The organism is Mycobacterium sp. IDUB_24, assembly GCF_055419385.1.
On the sequence record NZ_JBVAXO010000001.1, the window covers coordinates 1,400,101 to 1,417,158 of the forward strand.

The window sequence follows — 17,058 nt, forward strand, 5'->3', positions numbered from 1 at the left end:
GGCCAAACCCGTCAAGTCCGTCAGACCAGGCAGACCCTGGTCCTCGGCGTCGCGGCGGTAGCGGTCGACCCATTCGTCGGATCGCTGATCGGCCTGACGTTCCAGGACCGGCTGTGGCGCCAGGCGCGGGTCCAGGCCCAGCGCTTCCAGCACGGTGGCCACCACGGTCGTCAGGTTGCGCCACAGATACGGGTAAGACACGTCGATGGGGGAGACGTTCTCCTCGGCGAACCAGGAGCGCCAGCCCTCCTCCTGGGCCTGCAGCAGCTTGATCACGTGGGCGATGGCACCCGCGTGGTATTCGGCACGCGCATCGCGCGCCGGATCGGCCCGGCCGCGCCACACCCTGGTCTGCACCGCACGCCAGAACGAAACCGCTTGTGACACAACATCGGGCCGGTAGACGTGGATCAGCACCGGATCGCCGCCGGTGACGGCGCGGATCGCGGCGAGCAGGCCGGGCCCGGATCTGTCGGGCAGGCCCTCGGCGCGCTCCAGTAGCAGCGGGGTCTGGTTCCACATTAGCTTCCCGCCCCACACCCCGTTGGGGGTGCGGCCTACGGTGCGGACGTAGTCGCGCCAGATCTCGGCCGGGGCCAGGTCCGGCTTGCCCTCGACCAGTGGGTCGAGCAGGCGCAGTATCGACTCGTCCTCGACGCCGGCGAACCATTCCCGCGGCTGCGGCGACATGCTGGTGGTCGGCAGGTACTGGAAGAACTCCTGGGGCTCGCCGGCCATGCCGGTGGCACGTAGGGATTCCACCAGCAAGGTGCTGCCGCTGCGCTGAGATGCGAGCACCAGGTAGGCCGTCGGATGATCTGGCATGGGCGAGACTCTATCCATGATTTGTTTGCGGCGCCTATTTGAAACGGCGTCAAGAGGTTTCGTTCACCGTGATGAAAACTATTGGCGGGTATCGGTGATACCGCGGTCGGTGGCGATGGCCGATCTGCTGGTGGCCGGACGGCCGTGGATATGCAGATACGTGTCGGTGTAACGCTCCGATATCCGGGTGCCGGCGAATTCGGACGGAATGACGTCGAGCGTCTTCTCGCGCCAGTCGTTCAGCAACAGTGCCAGGTCGTTCGCGATCGCCTCGGCCTTGTCGGTGGCGTCCGGTCCCAGCAGGTTGTTGCTTTCGGTGGGGTCTGCGACGAGGTCGTACAGTTCGCGGCCGGGCCGGGGGCTCCGGACGGTATCGCCGAGTGCACGTCCAGAGGGGCTGTCGGCGATATCCCACGGCAGGTCCAACAATGGTCGCGCCGCGTAATTCTCGATATAGCTGTATTCCTTGGTGCGAATGGCGCGAATTGGGTCGAATGAATCGTGGTACGTCTTTGTGGTGTACACCTCGGAACGGACCTCAACCGTTTCAATGGGGGTTGCCGTGAGGTTGCTGGCGTGTGACAGACCCTCGACCTCGGCGGGAATCTCGACGCCGAGAAGTTCCAGCAGGGTGGGCAGCAGATCGACCCCGCTGAACAGTTCGTCGTAGCGGCGCGGCGCCAGAGCAGACCCCCGCGGTGGGCGCACGATCAGCGCGATGCCGGTGCCCGCGTCGTACAGCGTGGACTTGGCCCGGGGCAACGCAGGCCCGTGATCCGTCATGAACACCACCCAGGTGTTCTCGTCGAGACCGCTCGCGGCCAGGGTGCCGAGCAGTTCCCCGACTTTCGCGTCGGCTACCGCAATCGAGCCGTAGAACTCGGCGAGGTCGTCACGCACCGCAGAGGTGTCGGGCAGATAGTCGGGTACGGCGACGTCGTCGGCCTCGGCGGGTTCGTATCGGTCGCGCGGATAGGGCCGGTGCGTCTCGAAGAATCCGGCGGTGAGCAGGAACGGTTGCTGCGGTGACGCCCTCAGCCAGGCGTTGGCCTGCTCGACGACGTACTCGCAGAACGAGTTCGACACGTCGAACTCGTCGTATCCCAGATTGGCAGGTTGCGAGGTTTCGTGTTGCATGCCGAACAGAGCTGTGTGCCAACCTGATTCAGCAAGGAAGTGGGGTAGTGTGCGCACCCCGGCGCGGTACTCCCAGCCGTGGTGGGCCAGGCCCACCAGGCCGTTGCTCTGCGGGTAGCGGCCGGTGAACAACGAGCCCCGCGACGGTGAGCACAGCGGTGCGGTGGCGTGGGCCCGGGTGAACAGGATCCCCTCGGCGGCGAGGCGGTCCAGGTGCGGGCTGGCCACATCAGGGTGGCCGTACACGCCGAGATAACGCCCGAGATCATGCCAGTGCACGATCAACAGGTTCTGCCGTTGCAGCTCGCTCACGTCACATCCTTTCGGTCCACCCTACGACCGAACAGCCCGAATGCGCCGCCCGCAACCGTTTGGCTCATCGAGAGCTACATATGCGGCGCGTCGTCGTCGGTAGGGTGGACTCCATGCCGACCGCCACCGATCCCGCTGCGGCGAGCGGCTACGAGGCCCGTTGGGAGCAGCACAACACCGAGCGGCGCGCCCAGATCCTGCAGGCCGCGGTGGCATTGGTCGAGGAGAATCCGCCGGGCGCCGAGATCTCGATGGTGCGTATCGCCGAACGCGCCGGAGTGGCGAAGTCAGTGGTGTACCGGCAGTTCAGCGGGAAGGACGAGCTCGAGCGACGCGTCCGGTCCTGGGTGTTCGATGATTTCGCCGCGATTCTCGACACCAACCTCGATGTCACCAACGGCTCGTTGCGCGACATCCTGACCCGCACCGTGGCGGCGGTCGCGGACTGGATGCTTGATCACCCGCGGCTCGATGACTTCGTCCGCCGCGGGCCGACGTTCTCCAGCGACGGCTCGCTGGATGCGGTCAGCGAGCTCAAGCTCCGGATGACCAGGCAGTCCGAAGGCGTCATCGCCGCGATCGCGCAGACCATCGGCGTGGACGACGCTGCGTTCAAGACCGTTCCGTTCGCGGTGGTGACCATGGTGGAGGCCACGCTGTCGGCGTGGATCCGCGGTGCGGCGCCGGAGCGGTCACGGGAAGAGATCGTGACGCACCTGGCCGATTTCGCCTGGTACGTCCTGGACGGCGCCGCCCGTGCCAGCGGGTTGGAGATCAACCGCGACGACGAGTTGACGGCCGTGATCGCCGCGCTGACCAAACGCTAGAGCAGCCCGGCGTTGTAATCGTCGACCAGGCTGCGCACGGTTTCCTGGGCGCAGGACTTGTTGGTCCCGATGAATCCGGTCGGCCCGCGTTTGATCCACCCGGTGACGTACGCGCCGTGGGCCTGCGTGACCCGGCCCGCGTGATGGGGCACGGTGGCGGTGGCGTCGTCGAACGGTAGCCCGGCCACCGGCCGGCCCCGGTAGCCGATGGATGTCAACACCAGACCGGCTTCGATGAGCCGTTCGCGCCCAGTGGCTTTCACCCGGACCGATCCGTCGGGCGCGGCGATCAGTTCGTTGTGGACGAACTCCACGCCGGTGGCTGCGGACTGGCCGTGGACCGCCGTCGGCGACAGTAGGTATTCGAGGACGATCCGGCGATTGCCTGCTCCGCGCGATGCCGCCCGCAGGATCGTGGACCGGGGATCCGGGCCAGGCAGCATCCGCAGATCCTCGTCACGGACGACGACGTCGACACCCGGTGTGGAGCACAGCCCGACCAGTTCGGGGACGGTGAACGCAGACTGCTCGATCCCACGTCGGCCGACCACGACCACCTCTTCGATTGCGCTGTGGCGCAGTGCTTCCAGGGCGTGCGGGGCGATCGACGTCGAGGCCAGACGGTCTGGGTCGATCGTGAGGATGCGGGCGACGTCGAGTGCGACGTTGCCGTTGCCGATCACGACGGCGCGGCGATGAGACAGGTCGAAGGTCCGACCGGTGTAGTCGGGGTGGTTGTTGTACCAGGCGACGAATTCGGTGGCCGAGGTGACGCCGGGCAGTTCGCTGCCGGGGATGTCGAGCCGACGGTCGGTCGAGGCACCTACCGCGTAGATGACGGCGTGGTGCTCGGCGAGCAGATCGTCGTGGGTGACGCCGCTGCCGACCTCGACACCCAGATGCATCTCCAAGCGTGGGCTCGCGGTGATGTGGTCGAACTGCCGGGTCACCTTGCGGGTGCTCTGGTGGTCGGGGGCCACCCCGTAGCGGGCCAAACCATAGGGCTGCGTGAGCTTTTCATAGATCCGCACCCGGGCCCCGGGAATGGTCAGCACCTCTTCGGCGGCATACATCGCGGCCGGACCCGATCCCACGATCGCGACCCGCAGGTCGCCGGCTCGGACCTGCAACGGCGGCACCACCGGCGCCAGCACGGGCCGTGGCCGTGGTGTGGTGTAGAAATCGGCGTTCAGCGTGGTGAACACGTCCTCCGCGCCGGTCAGCTTGGTATGCGGTTTGATCGCATCGACCGGGCACGCCGATACACATGCGCCGCAATCGACGCATGCGACCGGGTCGACATAGAGCATCTGCGCGGTGTGGAAATCGGGTTCGTCGGGCGTGGGGTGGATGCAGTTCACCGGGCAGGCATAGACGCACGAGGCGTCGCTGCAGCAGGACTGCGTGATGACGTGGGGCATCAGAGGAGGGCAACCGCTTCGCGGTCCGGCACGCCGCGGTAGCGGGCCGGCTGACCGCCGATTCCGCACCGGTTCCACGTCCACCGTCCGACCCGATTCATCAGCCCGAGTTCCTCACTGAGGGCACGCATTTCACCGAAGTAGCCGTTCAAGATCTTGCGTGAGTGCGGGCTACGCCAGAACGCATCCTTGATCACCTCCCGCGGAATCCCGAACTCCTCACCGAATGACTTCGGCGGAGCCATGATCTCGTGGGCGAGCCAGCGCAGGGCCAGCGGAAATGCGACGGACGCGAAAGCCTTCATGCGCCACGAGCGTTCCGGCAGATGGGTTTTGAGGAATTCGTGCGCCCAGGAGATATGGCGTGCCTCCTCGGCGATGTGGATCTGCATGGTCCGCAGCACCGCGGGTGGGATGTTGGCGCCCTCGCGGATCAGCCCCTTCTGGAAATGGTCGATCGGCTCTTCGCCGGCCAGGATGCCCGCCATGAACGCCGTCGGCGAGTACTGGCCGACGAGGCCGATGTACGGCGATAACCGTCGGAACAGTGGCCGCATGCCGGGCACGTCCAGGCCGCTGCGGTTGACCAGCTCCTGGAACATCTGGATGTGGTTGCACTCCTCGGTCATCTCATGCAACGCATAGCGGAACTCGGGCGAGTTGTTGGGCAGCTTCATGATGAAGGCCATCAACCCGCGGATGAGGATGCTCTCGAAGGCCGCGCCGACCTTGACGGAGTTGAGCGTCCGCCAGCGGCCGATCGCGATCTGCCGGGCCTGCGGCTGGCTCTGATACCAGGCCGTGGCGCCCAGCGGATCGACGCTCGGTGACAGCACCCAACGTGGATCGTCGAGGTCGATCGCCAGATCGGGGGAGTCCCACGCGATGTCCAGATAGGGATCGAAGCGGCGGCGCACGGAACCCTCGGACAGTGTCTGCAGTAGATCCCGGTAGTCCGCATCCAGCGATGCGGCGTCGGGCGAGGTGGAAACCATGGCCCCAATTTACCGAGACATTGAGTCTCGGTAAATACCCGATTTCCGGTGGGGTTTGCTACGGGTGGTATGGCACGCCGACCGCGCGGAGGACGTACTCCGGGCCGACGTCGAAGGCCAGCAACCGGCGGGGCAGTTGCGTGAGAATCTCGTCCGGGATGTCGGTCTTGTAGTGCAGCGAAAGCCGCCCGTGACCGCGCCGGTCGATCTGGGCCACGTCGGCCTGCAGGGTGAGTCCGGTGTCGCTGATCTCGGCCTGCACCGCACCGACCTGCGGGGCCGACCACGGCTGGTCGATGCTGCGGCCGGCGAGCTTGGGCAGGGTGGACATGGTGGCCAGTGCCCGGTAGTTCGTGAGAACCAGTGAACCGGCGTAGCTGGCAACACTGCCTGCAGAACGCGTGCCCGGGATCGATCCGGTGAAACGCCTGGTCACCGGGATGTATTCGGCCAGGAACAGAATGCCCTCGGCTTCTGCCTCTGACCGAAGACCGTCCGGCAGTCCGCCGATGTGCATCAGCTTTCGCAGGATCAGAGCCATGCCCTCGACGGTAGCGCGCAAACATGGCAAATCAGTGGGAGCTGGTAGAGATTGTCTGGTGAGAACCCGTGTCAGGTGGCTGATCGCAACCGCGGTGCTGGCCGCCGCGGTGTACGCGGCACTGTGGATCGGCTACGAGCGGCAGTGGACCTGGCTGGCCGACGTCGACGCCGCGGGCCTGGCGGGTCCGTACCGGTTCGGATCGGCGCACCCGGGCTGGGTGACCGCCTGGGACGTGTTCTGTACCGTGCTCGGGCCTTTTGCCTTCCGGTTGCTGGCACTGGTGATGATCGTTGTCGCGCTTGTGCGCCGCCGGCGGCGCATCGCGTGGTTCCTGCTGTTGACCATCGAGCTCAGCGCGGTGACGACCGAGGTGGCCAAGTCCCTGGTCGACCGTCCGCGTCCGTCCACCGCGCTGGTGCACGCCCTATCTACCTCGTTCCCGTCCGGGCACGCGATGGGCGTCATGGTCTCGGTGCTGGCCCTGCTGACGCTCGCCTGGCCCATGCTGCGGCCCGCGCCGCGGGGCTGGTGGGTGGCCGCCGGAGCACTCGTTGTCATCGCGATCGGCGTGGGCCGGGTGGTGCTCAACGTCCACCATCCTTCGGATGTGGTGGCCGGGTGGGCGCTGGGCTACGTGTGGTTCGTGGCGGTGTTCCTGCTGTACCCGCCGTACCCGCCGGCCGTCACGGCAGTGGACGAAACACCGGCAGCACCCGGTAGCGCACGGTGAAGCTCGCTTCGCGCAGCGCCTCGCCCACCTCGCCGTCGTGGGCGACGGTGGTGGGCCCGTCGACAGCGACGAACCGGAACTGCGGTACCTGCAACTCGTGATAGAGCGGGCTGCGTTCGAGCCGGCCCAACGCCACGGACGTCGCGATGCGCAGCCGGCTGAATCGCCGCCCGGTTTCCAGTATCCGCACGTCGATGAGACCGTCGTCGAGACGCGGCCGCAGCGACGGGGCGAACCCGGACGGGAAGTAGGTCGAATTGCCCAGGAAGAACAGTTCCGTCTCAAGTGTCTTGTCGTCGTAGCTGATCCGCACCGGGGCCTCCCGGCGCAGCGTCAGATACAGCGCGTACATCCCGGCCAAGCGCTTGCCCATCCGGTGTTCGAGCTTCTCGCGCATCCGCACGTAGTTCGGGTACGCGCCGATGCTCGCGGTGTTGATCACCATGCGTTCCTCGTTGAGGCACACCAGGTCGACATAGACCGCGGAGCCGTCGGCGATCGCTTTCACGGTCCGGGCCACCGAATCGCAGCCGATGTCCTTGGCGAAGTGGTTGAAGGTCCCGCCGGGGAACACCGCGAGCGGGACATCTGCCTCGACGGCGATGCCCGCCGCGCAGGCCACCGTGCCGTCGCCGCCGCCCACCGCGAGCACGTCGACGCGGGCAGCGGTCTCGCGTAACACGGTCTCGATGTCATCGTCGTCGCCGAGCTCGACGATCTCCGTGCGCGGTAGGGCTTTTCGCACGTCGTCGATGATCCGTGCGCCCGTCCCGTCACCGGAGGCCGGGTTGATCACCAGGGCCACGCCGGCACCGTCCGGTCGGGGCTCCGTGTGGAACCGCAGCGGATCCGACGTCGGCAGCGTGGCGGCCGGGATGGTCGGGACGATGCGTGCGCCGAGGACCGCGATCGCGGCGCCGATGCCGAATCCGGCGAATACATCGCCCGGATAGTGCGCACCGGTGGCCACCCGGGACAACCCGACCAGGCCGGCGAGCAGTGCCAGCGGCAGGCCGGCGGATGCGGACTCCAGGCCGACGCCCACCGCAAAGGCCGCGGCGCTCGCGGAGTGCCCCGACGGCAGGGAATGCGAGGTGGGTACGCGTCGGGTCCGCCGCGCCAGCGGGATCAGGCTGCGGTCGGGCCGAGGGCGCCGCCAGATCCGTTTGGCCACCTGGTTGGTCACCAGGCTGGTCACCGCCAGGCTGACGACGCCCCGCGCGGCGCCACGCCGCAACGACGCGCCGCCCAGCGCACCCATGGCGGCCGCGATGGCGAACCACAGCTTGGAATGGTCTGCCGCCCTGGTCAGCCCGGGCATCACAGTGTCCAGCAGCGGGCTCGGCGATTCGGCAACCGCCTCGAAGACCTCGCGGTCCAACGTGCCCAGGCCCTTGCCGATCGCGCGCGCGTCCATGCCGCCAACGTAGCCGTCGGGACCGGATCGTGCCCCAAGCTTTATCGGGCCGAGAGGGATGCCGACGACGATGGACGGATGCGCCGACTGCTCGCGAATCTGTGTGCCGGGGTGTTGGCTCTCGCATGCGCGCCCACAGCCGGTGCCGTCGATCCGCCCTGGTTCGCCTCCTCGGTGGGCAACGCCACCCAGGTGATCTCCGTTGTCGGAGTGGGCGGTTCGAAGGCAAAGATGGATGTCTGGCAACGTGGGCCGGCGGGGTGGCAACCGGTCGGTGCCGGGATCCCGGCCAACGTCGGCTCCAACGGCATGGCCCCGCAGACCCATGACGGCGAAATGAAGACGCCCATGGGCATTTTCACCCTCGACTTCGCCTTCGGCACCGCCCCGAATCCGGGTGGCGGGCTGCAGTACGTCCAGGTGACGCCCGACCACTGGTGGGACGGGGACATGAAGAGCCCCACCTACAACACCATGCAGGTGTGCAAGAAGGCGCAGTGCCCGTTCAACACCGATCCGGCCAGCGGCACCGAGAACCTCGACATCACGGCCTATAAACACGCTGTGGTGATGGGCGTCAACAAGGCGCGGGTGCCCGGCAACGGTGGTGCGTTCTTCGTGCACACCACCGATGGCGGGCCCACCGCCGGTTGTGTGGCGATCGACGACGCCACGCTCGTCAAGATCATGCAGTGGCTACGGCCCGGCGCGCTGATCGCCGTCGCGCAATAGCTCAAAGATTCAGGGCGGCACCGGGTTCCAGCTTGAAGTTGAGCCCCTCCAGCGAGAGAGTGGCGTCGTAGGTGCGGTCGTAGCCGGTGGCGCTGATCTTCCACCCGTCAGCGGTGCGGCGGTAGCGGTCGTGATAGAACGCCGACCCGAACAACATGAAGTTCATACTCGCGACGATCACCCGGTCCTGCAGGTACCAGGTGGCGGTGGCCTCGTCGCCGTCGACCACGATCTCAGGGTGCGCGACGCGGTGCTCGGTGATGACCTCCGGGCCCAACGAGGCCTTCATGTATTCCACCAGCGAATCGCGCTCGGTGAAGTGCAGGGTCTGGCCCATGGACTGTCCGTAGTCGCCCGCGACGTCCTCGGTGAGGGTGTCGGCGAACTCGTCCCAGTGCTTGGTGTCGAGCGCACGCAGGTACCGGTATTTGACTTGCTTGATGTCGTCGATGTCACCCATGCACGACATTGGAGCACACCTCCGGCGGGCGCAATACCTTCTGTGTCCACTGTGGCGAACGTGCAGGCTTTCGCGGCAGCGAAGCGGTGTTCGGCGACAGAAGCTGCACACTCGCCCCAGGGGCTGAAGCGGTTTGCCGGTCGACTGATTCAGCTGCGGAGTTCGGTGACCATCGTGGTGGCTATGTACCCGCTGAGTGTTGCTGAGCTGGTCAAAGGCGCACCGGCGGAACGCGCTTGGCCCGGCGGCTGCGGAGTGTCGAAAGGCCGCGGAGCCGCGCGGCGGCTATCGTGGCGTGCGTTATGAGCGGCCCGTTGGGGTTGTCGATCGGGACCACCAACTTGGTTGCGGCGCGAGTCGGCAATCAACCTGTCAGCCGGCGTTCGGTGTTGACCTTGTCGACAGACCGGACGCCGCAGGTCGGCATGCCTGAATCCGGTCCCGGTGTCACGCTCAGTGGATTTGTGGAGCGGGTCGGCGACCCGGTGCCCTTGGTGGCGCCCGACGGTGCGTCCTATCCCGCCGACACCCTGCTGGTCGAGGCCCTCGATGCGATGGTCGAGCTGGTCGGCGGACCCTCCGAACAGCTGGCGGTCGCGGTGCCTGCCCACTGGGGCGCACCGACCTTGCGGGCCCTGCGCAACGCGCTCCGGCACAACCCCAGCCTGTCGCACGATGGGCGGCCGCCCCGGCTCATCCCGGATGCCGTTGCCTCGCTCGCGGCGCTGCGCGCCAACCCGGGCCTGCCGTCCAACGGCGTGGTGGCACTGCTGGATTTCGGCGGCGGCGGCACCAGCATCACGCTGGCCGACGCCACGTCGGCTTTCGAGCCGATCGACGAGACCACCCGCTATCCCGATTTCTCCGGTGATCAGATCGATCAGGCCCTGCTGACCCATGTACTCGACGGTGTCGCCCAGGCCGGCGGTATCGATCCGGCCGGAACCGCCGCGGTCGGCTCCCTGGCCCGGCTGCGTGAGGAATGCCGTCAGGCCAAGGAACGACTGTCGGCAGAGACCGCGACCGACCTGGTGGTCGAGCTACCCGGATATTCGGCCACGGTGCGGGTGACCCGCACCGAACTCGAGGGGCTGATGCAGGCGCCGCTCGCCGGTGCGTTGGATGCGCTGGAAAAGGCGTTGGAACGCAACGGGATCAGCTGGCCGGCAGTCTCGGCAGTGGTGACCATCGGCGGCGGGGCCAGTATTCCCCTTGTTACCCAAAGGCTTTCGGAACATTCGCAGGCGCAGGTCGTGACGACACCGCAACCGGCGCTGGATGCCGCGATCGGGGCCGCGTTGTCCGCCGCCTACTCCGCCGATGCCGATGCGCAGACCGGCGTGGCCCCCACCCTCGGCGTGGCGGCAGTCCCGCCGGCCGGAATGCCTTCCGGCGCAGAGGGTTCTGAGGGTTCATCCACCTTCCGTGCACTGGCCTGGTCGGAGGATGAGGCGGGCGACGACGTGGTGCCCTACACCGGACCCGATTTGGTGGAGTCCTACGGCACTGAGACCTCGGCGCGTCCGGCTGTGCAGTACGTGCCCCCAACGGGTCCCATCGAACAACCGCGTGGCGGGTGGGAGCGGTTGCCGTTGACGGTTTTCGCCGTGGCCGCCGCGCTGGTCCTGGTCGCCATCGGTGGTGTGACGTATGCGTTGACCAGCGCGACGGGTACCGCGCCGAGTTCAGAGGTCAAGCCACCCGAGCCCAAGCCGTTGCCTCCGCAGGAGGTGGCACCGAGCCCCGTCGCGCCGCCGCCGGTCGAGCCGCCGCCGGCCCCCGAGCCTGTGACGCAGGCCCCTGAACCGCCGCCGGTCACGGTGACTCAGGCGCCACCACCGCCGGTGACGGAGACGCACGTCGTCACGCAGACGACGACGCCTCCGCCCGTCACGACCACCACCACGACCACGACGACGACAACCACAACGCCGCCGACCACAACGACCACGACGACGCCGACCACGACCACCACGACGACGAACCCGATGACGACTACGTATGTCACCGTGCCGTTCGTTCCGGTGCCCATTCCGATCCAGGTGCCGAACCGCGGCGAGACGCAGCAACCCCAGTACCCGCAACAGCCGCAGTACCCCTACCAGCAGCAGCCTCAGTATCCGTACCAGCCGTATCCGTGACGCCCGTGGTGCTGCCGGTTCATTACTGAGCGGTATTTGGCAAAGGTTGGAGCGGCGGATCGCCTGCCTGCCCTTTTTCGCTCATTCTGCCTTGCTGCGACCTGGTTCGTTGCGCGCGAAAAGCGTTGTGCGCATTGCCAATACAATGAACTGACGGCGGCGTAACGTCTCGGGCCATGGTGGGAATGGGTGGGGCCAACCAGTTCTCCGGCATCGACCTCAATGCCGCGACGGCGGACGTCACCTGGGCGTACGACGCGCTGTCGGATGAGCCCGTCACGCTCAACCCGGTGTCGTGGCCGAATTCCATTGCTGCGTCCATCTTTCTGACGAATCTGCTCGGCGGCGTCGAGATCAAGGGCGATGCCCCGAACGACATCCTGGTCAACGTCGGCGCCATGTTGGCCGGCGCCCTCATCGACGTCACCCCGACCGGAGGCTCCTACTACCTGACCGCGGTACCGAACGGGCCGGGCAGGCAGATGCCACACCGGAAATCGCTGCACCGCTGAGTCTTACAACCTCGAAGTCCGAGGCCCCAAGGCCGGCGAGAACGCCGAGGGTGACACGAGTCGTGGCGGGAAGGCTGCGGCGAAGGGTTCGGCCGCCGGCGACGACTGAGTGCGGGGTTCGGCAATACGCTGCCCGGAGCGTGGTTCGGCTGTACCTTCTCGGTCAAAACCGGGAGGAAAGATGAAGCACATTCATACCGTCGCCGTGGTTGCCGTCGCCGTCGTCGCCGCAGGTGTGTTGGCGGGCCCGGCTGCGGCAACTCCCGCCGAGGGTGACGTCGTGCGCACCGATCTCGGCAAAGGCACCACCACCGCGCCGATCTGGGTCGTCACGGCGGGGCAGCCGACCACCTTGCACGTACAGGGCCTGCTGCTCAAACCCGGGGCCGGCAGCGGTTGGCACACCCATCCCGGGCCGGAGCAGTCGGTGATCAACGAGGGCGCTGTGGTGGTGCGCAGCGCGGGCAATTGTGCGCCTGCGGTGTACACGGCGGGCCAGATGGTGGTGATCCCGGGCGGGGTGGCCCACCAGGTGACCAACGAGGCGGCCGACGATGCCGATGTAGTCGTGACCTACACGCTGCCCGCCGACGCTCCGGTGCGTGACGACGCGCCCGCCCAGTGTCCCTAGCTGGGGAAATGGTCTTGTAACCACGAAACTTTGGGTAGGGAGCGAGTATGTGGGTAAGAGTTCGGTTAAGGTTCTGCTGTGCCTGAGATGGATCGTCGCAGTGTGATGTTCATGATGGGTCTGGGGGTGGCAGCCGCAGCGCTGCCCGCCGGGACGGCCAACGCCGACCCGGCCGCACCTGGTCCCGCCGCGCCCGGAGCGCCTACCCCACCGGCTGCTACCGCGGCGTCACCGACCTTCCTGTTCCAGGATGAATTCAACGGTCCGGCCGGTTCCCCGCCGGACCCGGCGTGGTGGCACCTGGTGCCCGAGCGCGAGACCATCAAGAACCCGGTCGAGTGGGACAAGCCGTTCAACATGGGCCGCTACGTCACCGATACCGACCACGCGTTCCAGGATGGCAAGGGCAACCTGGTGATCCGCGCGACCCGCGGTCCGGGCACCACCGTCCAGGAGAAGTACGCCAGCGCCAAGGTCATCGGAAACTGGCGCGGCGGCATCGGCACCACGTGGGAAGCCCGGGTCAAGCTCAACTGCCTGACCGACGGTGCCTGGCCCGCGTTCTGGCTCCTCAACGACGATCCCGTCCGTGGCGGCGAGGTGGACCTGGTCGAGTGGTACGGCAACCGTGACTGGCCGTCGGGCAGCACTGTGCACGCCCGGTTGGACGGCGAGTCCTTCGCCACCAACCCGCATGCCATCGACAGCGGGTGGCACACCTGGCGGATGTCGTGGACGCCGCAGGGCATGTACTTCTGGAAGGACTATGCCCCGGGCATGGACCCCTTCTTCGAGGTCCCGGCGAACTCGCTGGACGACTGGCCCTTCAACGATCCCGGCTACACACTGGTGCCGGTGTTCAACATCGCAGTCGGCGGATCCGGCGGCCGCGATCCGAGCGGTGGCAACTACCCCGCCGAGATGCTGGTCGACTGGATTCGCGTCTTCCAGGGCTGACTTTTCCCTGCTTTGCCGCCGAAGCTACGGACAGACCGCAGTGCGGAGCTTTCCTGGTGGCGGCGGATTCAGCGCCGACGCAATCTGTTTGAGCGGCACCGCGGGGACGACCAGCGCTTCCCACGGAAAGCGCTCGCGGGTGCGGTCGAGAAACTCGACGGCCCGGTGCAGATGCCGGGGCTCGTAATTGTGCACGCCGGTGATGGTCAGCCATTGCCGCACAACGGTTTCCGGGTCGACTGCCAGCGGCGGCCCCGGGGTGACGGATCCGGCCAGCACCAGGGCGCCGCCGATATCGAGGCGCGCCAACGCATCCGACACGGCCGCGCACGATCCGGTGTAGTCGATCGCCACATCGACCGGCCCGCCGTCGGAGGCGCGGCCACCGAATTGCGGCACCGACGCCAGACGCTCGGCATCGAGGTCGACCACTTGCACGTCGGCGCTGGCGTCCGCGCAGGCCGCGACCGCGGTCAGCCCCAGCATGCCTGCCCCGCCGATCAGAACCCGCCGGCCGGCCAGTTCACCGGCGGCTTCCAGCGTGGCCATCACCGTCGCCGTCGCACACGCCGCCGGTGCCGCGACCGCATCGGGCAGTGTGTCGGGGACCGCGACGATCGTGGTGCCCCGCGGCAGAACCACATGGGCGGCATAGGAACCCGACAACGGCCAGTCCCCGTCGAACGGCTCATGGCCCACTTTGCGTACCGACAGGCATTTGGCGCTCAGCCCGGACCGGCACCGCGGGCACTCACCGCAGGCCACCGTCACCGACCAGATGACGCGTTGCCCGACGTGGGCATCTGATTCCGGACCAGTGGCGACGACGTCGCCGACGGCCTCATGGCCGAGCACCGAAGGACAGGCGGCGGGACGCCGGCCCGTGACAGTGTGCAGGTCGCTGCCGCACACCGTGGCCAGCCGTACTCGAACCAGCACCTCGCCGGCCCCGAGTTCGGGGACCGGGACCGTCCGCACGTCCATGCCCGAGCCGGTCCAGACGGCGGCCGCCGTCACACGAGGCGGGATCGGATCCATCCGGACAACCTTTCGATGGCGTAGACGATGACGAAGATGACGATGACGATCGCGCCGGCGACATCGAAGTTCAGTGTGCGGATCGACTCGAACAGCAGGTAGCCGACGCCGCCCGCACCGACGATGCCCAGGATCGTCGAGGTCCGCACATTCACGTCGAACATGTACAGGCTGGAACCGACCATCGCCGGCATGGCTTGCGGAATCACCGCGGAGAACAACGTCTTCCACCAGCCGCCACCCACGGACCGAACGGCTTCCAGCGGCCCGGGATCGATCTCCTCGACGGCGTCGGCGACCAATTTGCCCAGGAATCCGATCGAGCCGATGGCCAGCGCACAGGTACCGGCGATCGGGCCCAGTCCCAATGCGGCGACGAACACCACGGCCAGGATCAGTTCGGGTACTGCCCGCACCACCAGAATCCACGCCCGGGCCAGCCAGTAGACCACCGGGTGGGGCGTGACATTGCGGGCGGCCAGGATTCCGACCGGAATCGACAGCACCACACCGATGGCGGTGGACACCACGCCGATCGCGACGGTTTGTCCTGCAGCCGTGAACAGTTCGCCACCCAGCGCTGAAAAGTTGGGCGGAATCATCCGGGCGAACACCTCGACGGCCGGCGCCACCCACGTCACCAGGGACACCGGGTTGATCTTCAACATCACCAACGCGGCCACACAGACACCGGCCAGGGCACCGCCGAACACGAACCGGGCGGCGCGCTCGCGGGCGGGATTCGACTGCGCCGAATCCAACAGCATCCGCCGGATCAGGATGGACAGCAGCTCCATGGCGGCGATGATCGCCAGGATGACGCAGGCGATTCCGAGGGCGCGCGGATAGATCAAGCCGCGCAACGCATCCTGCAGTGCGAAACCGATTCCGCCGGCGCCGACGAAGCCCAGCACCACCGACATCCGGAGGTTGATGTCGATGCGGTAGATGAAGGTGGCGATCCAGGAGGGCACCACCTGAGGAACGACCGCGTTGAGCATCTCGCGGAGGTAGCCGACGCCGGTGCTGCGCACCGCCTCCCGCGGACCCGGATCGGTCTGCTCGATGGCGTCTGCGAATACCTTGCCGAGCATGCCGATGGAATGGATGGCCAGCGCGAGAATGCCGGGCAGTACCCCGATTCCGAGGGCCCGGACGAACAGCACGGCGAACAGCAGGTCGGGCATGGCGCGGCAGAATGTGATGATCGCCCGGGCGACCGCCTGGACGGCCGGGTGCGGGGTGGTGTTGCGGGCGGCCAGGAAGGCCAGCGGCACCGAGGCGATCGCTGCGAGCACGGTTCCCAGCACGGCCATCAACAGGGTCTCGATGGCCAGGCCGCCGATGCGCCCCGGATCGTCCAGCCGGGGCGGAATCATGCGCTCCAGCAGGGCCATCACTTCGTCGACACCGTCCAGCAGCGTGCCGGGGGCGAAGTCGATGTACCAGGCGGCGGCGATGGTGGCGAGCAGCGCGGCGACGGCGACCAGGTGCAGGAGGCCGGGCAGCGGCCGGCGCTCGGGCGTCGGGGCCGACGGGGTGGGCCGTTCGGCGAGTTCGGTGCTCACGATGGACGGGCCGCCGAACGGGCAGCGGGGTCGACGCGTTGGTAGATCTCCATGATGTCCTCGCGGCTCATGCCGACCGCGGGCCGGTCCAGGATCTTCTGGCCATTGCGCAGGCCAACCAGGCGATGCGCCCAGCCCAAGGCGAGGTCCACCTGGTGCAGCGTGCACACCACGGTCAGCTTCTCCTCGATGCACACCCGGAACAGCAGATCCATGACCACACCGGCATTTTCGGGATCGAGTGAGGCGACGGGCTCATCGGCCAGCAGCAGGCCGGGTTTCTGCATCAGCGTGCGGGCGATCGCGACGCGCTGCTGTTGCCCGCCGGAGAGGGTGTCGGCACGGCGGTCGGCGTAGTCGGCCAGACCGACCCGGTCCAGATAGGCCAGGGCTTCGGCGCGCATCGTCTTGGGATAGGTCAGCGCTCCGTAGCGGGGGAGCCGCAGCTGGCCGAGGCCGCCGATCAGGACGTTCTCCAGGCAGCTCAACCGCCCGACAAGGTTGAAGTGTTGAAACACGAACCCCACATTGCGGCGCAGTGCCCGCAACTGCTTACCCGAAGCCGTGTCGACATGGGTGCCGCCCACCTCGACACTGCCCGAGGTGACGGGTTGCAGCCCGTTGAGGCAACGCAGCAAGGTGGATTTGCCCGATCCGGACAGACCGAGCAGCACCAGCATCTCGCTACGCCGGACCTCAAGGCTGACCTGGTCCAGGGCCATGGTGTCACCGAAACGTTTCGTGACGTCTTTGGCGATGACGACGAGATCGTCGCCCGCGACGGGATGGTGGGGTCCTCGGGCGCTCATGG

Annotated in this window: 16 protein-coding genes and 1 pseudogene; 7 read left to right on the plus strand and 10 right to left on the minus strand. The window is 67.3% G+C overall.

All coding sequences use genetic code 11. From position 1 onward, the window contains the following. Positions 1 to 27: 27 nt before the first annotated feature. Together stf0 and ACZYZF_RS06800 are read right to left on the minus strand one after the other, a co-directional pair. A pseudogene (stf0, locus tag ACZYZF_RS06795) lies at positions 28 to 825 on the minus strand (trehalose 2-sulfotransferase); the annotation flags it as partial. Positions 826 to 903: 78 nt separating this feature from the next. Continuing rightward, positions 904 to 2,274: a sulfatase family protein gene (locus ACZYZF_RS06800; RefSeq protein WP_463834976.1), complete on the minus strand. Its 1,371-nt coding sequence runs from the start codon at positions 2,272 to 2,274 to the stop codon at positions 904 to 906. A gap of 113 nt (positions 2,275 to 2,387) precedes the next feature. Between ACZYZF_RS06800 and ACZYZF_RS06805 the strand changes: the two genes are divergently transcribed. After that, positions 2,388 to 3,101: a TetR/AcrR family transcriptional regulator gene (locus ACZYZF_RS06805; RefSeq protein ID WP_463742945.1), complete on the plus strand. Its 714-nt coding sequence runs from the start codon at positions 2,388 to 2,390 to the stop codon at positions 3,099 to 3,101. Here ACZYZF_RS06805 and ACZYZF_RS06810 read toward each other — a convergent pair. From ACZYZF_RS06810 to ACZYZF_RS06820, 3 genes are read right to left on the minus strand one after another with little or no spacing between them, the layout of a single operon-like run. Beyond that, on the minus strand, positions 3,098 to 4,522 hold the full coding sequence (locus ACZYZF_RS06810) for an FAD-dependent oxidoreductase (RefSeq protein ID WP_463742944.1): 1,425 nt from the start codon (positions 4,520 to 4,522) through the stop codon (positions 3,098 to 3,100). The genes ACZYZF_RS06805 and ACZYZF_RS06810 overlap by 4 nt on opposite strands. After that, a complete protein-coding gene (locus tag ACZYZF_RS06815; RefSeq protein ID WP_463834977.1) occupies positions 4,522 to 5,517 on the minus strand; it encodes an AurF N-oxygenase family protein in 996 nt (331 codons plus the stop codon). Before ACZYZF_RS06815 ends, ACZYZF_RS06810 begins: the two co-directional genes overlap by 1 nt. Before the next feature lie 58 nt (positions 5,518 to 5,575). Continuing rightward, positions 5,576 to 6,058: a hypothetical protein gene (locus ACZYZF_RS06820; RefSeq protein ID WP_463742942.1), complete on the minus strand. Its 483-nt coding sequence runs from the start codon at positions 6,056 to 6,058 to the stop codon at positions 5,576 to 5,578. Between the two features lie 58 nt (positions 6,059 to 6,116). Between ACZYZF_RS06820 and ACZYZF_RS06825 the strand changes: the two genes are divergently transcribed. Beyond that, positions 6,117 to 6,791: a phosphatase PAP2 family protein gene (locus ACZYZF_RS06825; RefSeq protein WP_463742941.1), complete on the plus strand. Its 675-nt coding sequence runs from the start codon at positions 6,117 to 6,119 to the stop codon at positions 6,789 to 6,791. Here the strand turns inward: ACZYZF_RS06825 and ACZYZF_RS06830 are convergent. Beyond that, positions 6,745 to 8,208, minus strand: coding sequence for a bifunctional phosphatase PAP2/diacylglycerol kinase family protein (locus ACZYZF_RS06830; RefSeq protein ID WP_463742940.1), 1,464 nt, complete (start codon positions 8,206 to 8,208; stop codon positions 6,745 to 6,747). The genes ACZYZF_RS06825 and ACZYZF_RS06830 overlap by 47 nt on opposite strands. A 78-nt stretch (positions 8,209 to 8,286) precedes the next feature. Between ACZYZF_RS06830 and ACZYZF_RS06835 the strand changes: the two genes are divergently transcribed. Then, positions 8,287 to 8,940: a L,D-transpeptidase family protein gene (locus tag ACZYZF_RS06835; protein ID WP_463834978.1), complete on the plus strand. Its 654-nt coding sequence runs from the start codon at positions 8,287 to 8,289 to the stop codon at positions 8,938 to 8,940. A 1-nt stretch (position 8,941) separates the two neighbouring features. Here the strand turns inward: ACZYZF_RS06835 and ACZYZF_RS06840 are convergent, their stop codons facing one another. Then, entirely contained in the window at positions 8,942 to 9,400 is a 459-nt protein-coding gene (locus ACZYZF_RS06840) for a nuclear transport factor 2 family protein (protein ID WP_463834979.1), read from the minus strand. Positions 9,401 to 9,702: 302 nt separating this feature from the next. Between ACZYZF_RS06840 and ACZYZF_RS06845 the strand changes: the two genes are divergently transcribed. The 4 genes from ACZYZF_RS06845 to ACZYZF_RS06860 all read left to right on the plus strand — a co-directional run bounded on the left by ACZYZF_RS06845 (position 9,703) and on the right by ACZYZF_RS06860 (position 13,641). After that, complete coding sequence (locus ACZYZF_RS06845) at positions 9,703 to 11,541, plus strand: Hsp70 family protein (RefSeq protein ID WP_463742937.1); 1,839 nt, start codon at positions 9,703 to 9,705, stop codon at positions 11,539 to 11,541. Positions 11,542 to 11,717: 176 nt separating this feature from the next. Further along, a complete protein-coding gene (locus ACZYZF_RS06850; protein WP_463834980.1) occupies positions 11,718 to 12,053 on the plus strand; it encodes a hypothetical protein in 336 nt (111 codons plus the stop codon). Between the two features lie 181 nt (positions 12,054 to 12,234). Beyond that, a complete protein-coding gene (locus ACZYZF_RS06855; protein WP_463742935.1) occupies positions 12,235 to 12,684 on the plus strand; it encodes a cupin domain-containing protein in 450 nt (149 codons plus the stop codon). A gap of 87 nt (positions 12,685 to 12,771) precedes the next feature. After that, complete coding sequence (locus ACZYZF_RS06860; RefSeq protein ID WP_463744107.1) at positions 12,772 to 13,641, plus strand: glycoside hydrolase family 16 protein; 870 nt, start codon at positions 12,772 to 12,774, stop codon at positions 13,639 to 13,641. Between the two features lie 24 nt (positions 13,642 to 13,665). Here the strand turns inward: ACZYZF_RS06860 and ACZYZF_RS06865 are convergent, their stop codons facing one another. The 3 genes from ACZYZF_RS06865 to phnC are packed head-to-tail and all read right to left on the minus strand — an operon-like array spanning position 13,666 to position 17,056. After that, positions 13,666 to 14,679 (minus strand): zinc-binding dehydrogenase, encoded by a 1,014-nt coding sequence (locus ACZYZF_RS06865; protein WP_463834981.1) that lies wholly within the window; start codon positions 14,677 to 14,679, stop codon positions 13,666 to 13,668. Further along, a complete protein-coding gene (phnE, locus tag ACZYZF_RS06870; protein ID WP_463834982.1) occupies positions 14,655 to 16,247 on the minus strand; it encodes a phosphonate ABC transporter, permease protein PhnE in 1,593 nt (530 codons plus the stop codon). The genes ACZYZF_RS06865 and phnE overlap by 25 nt, the downstream gene beginning before the upstream one ends. Beyond that, positions 16,244 to 17,056 carry a phosphonate ABC transporter ATP-binding protein gene (phnC, locus tag ACZYZF_RS06875; RefSeq protein WP_463834984.1) on the minus strand — a complete coding sequence of 271 codons (813 nt, stop codon included), beginning with the start codon at positions 17,054 to 17,056 and terminating at the stop codon, positions 16,244 to 16,246. The genes phnE and phnC overlap by 4 nt, the downstream gene beginning before the upstream one ends. Between the last annotated feature and the right edge of the window lie 2 nt (positions 17,057 to 17,058).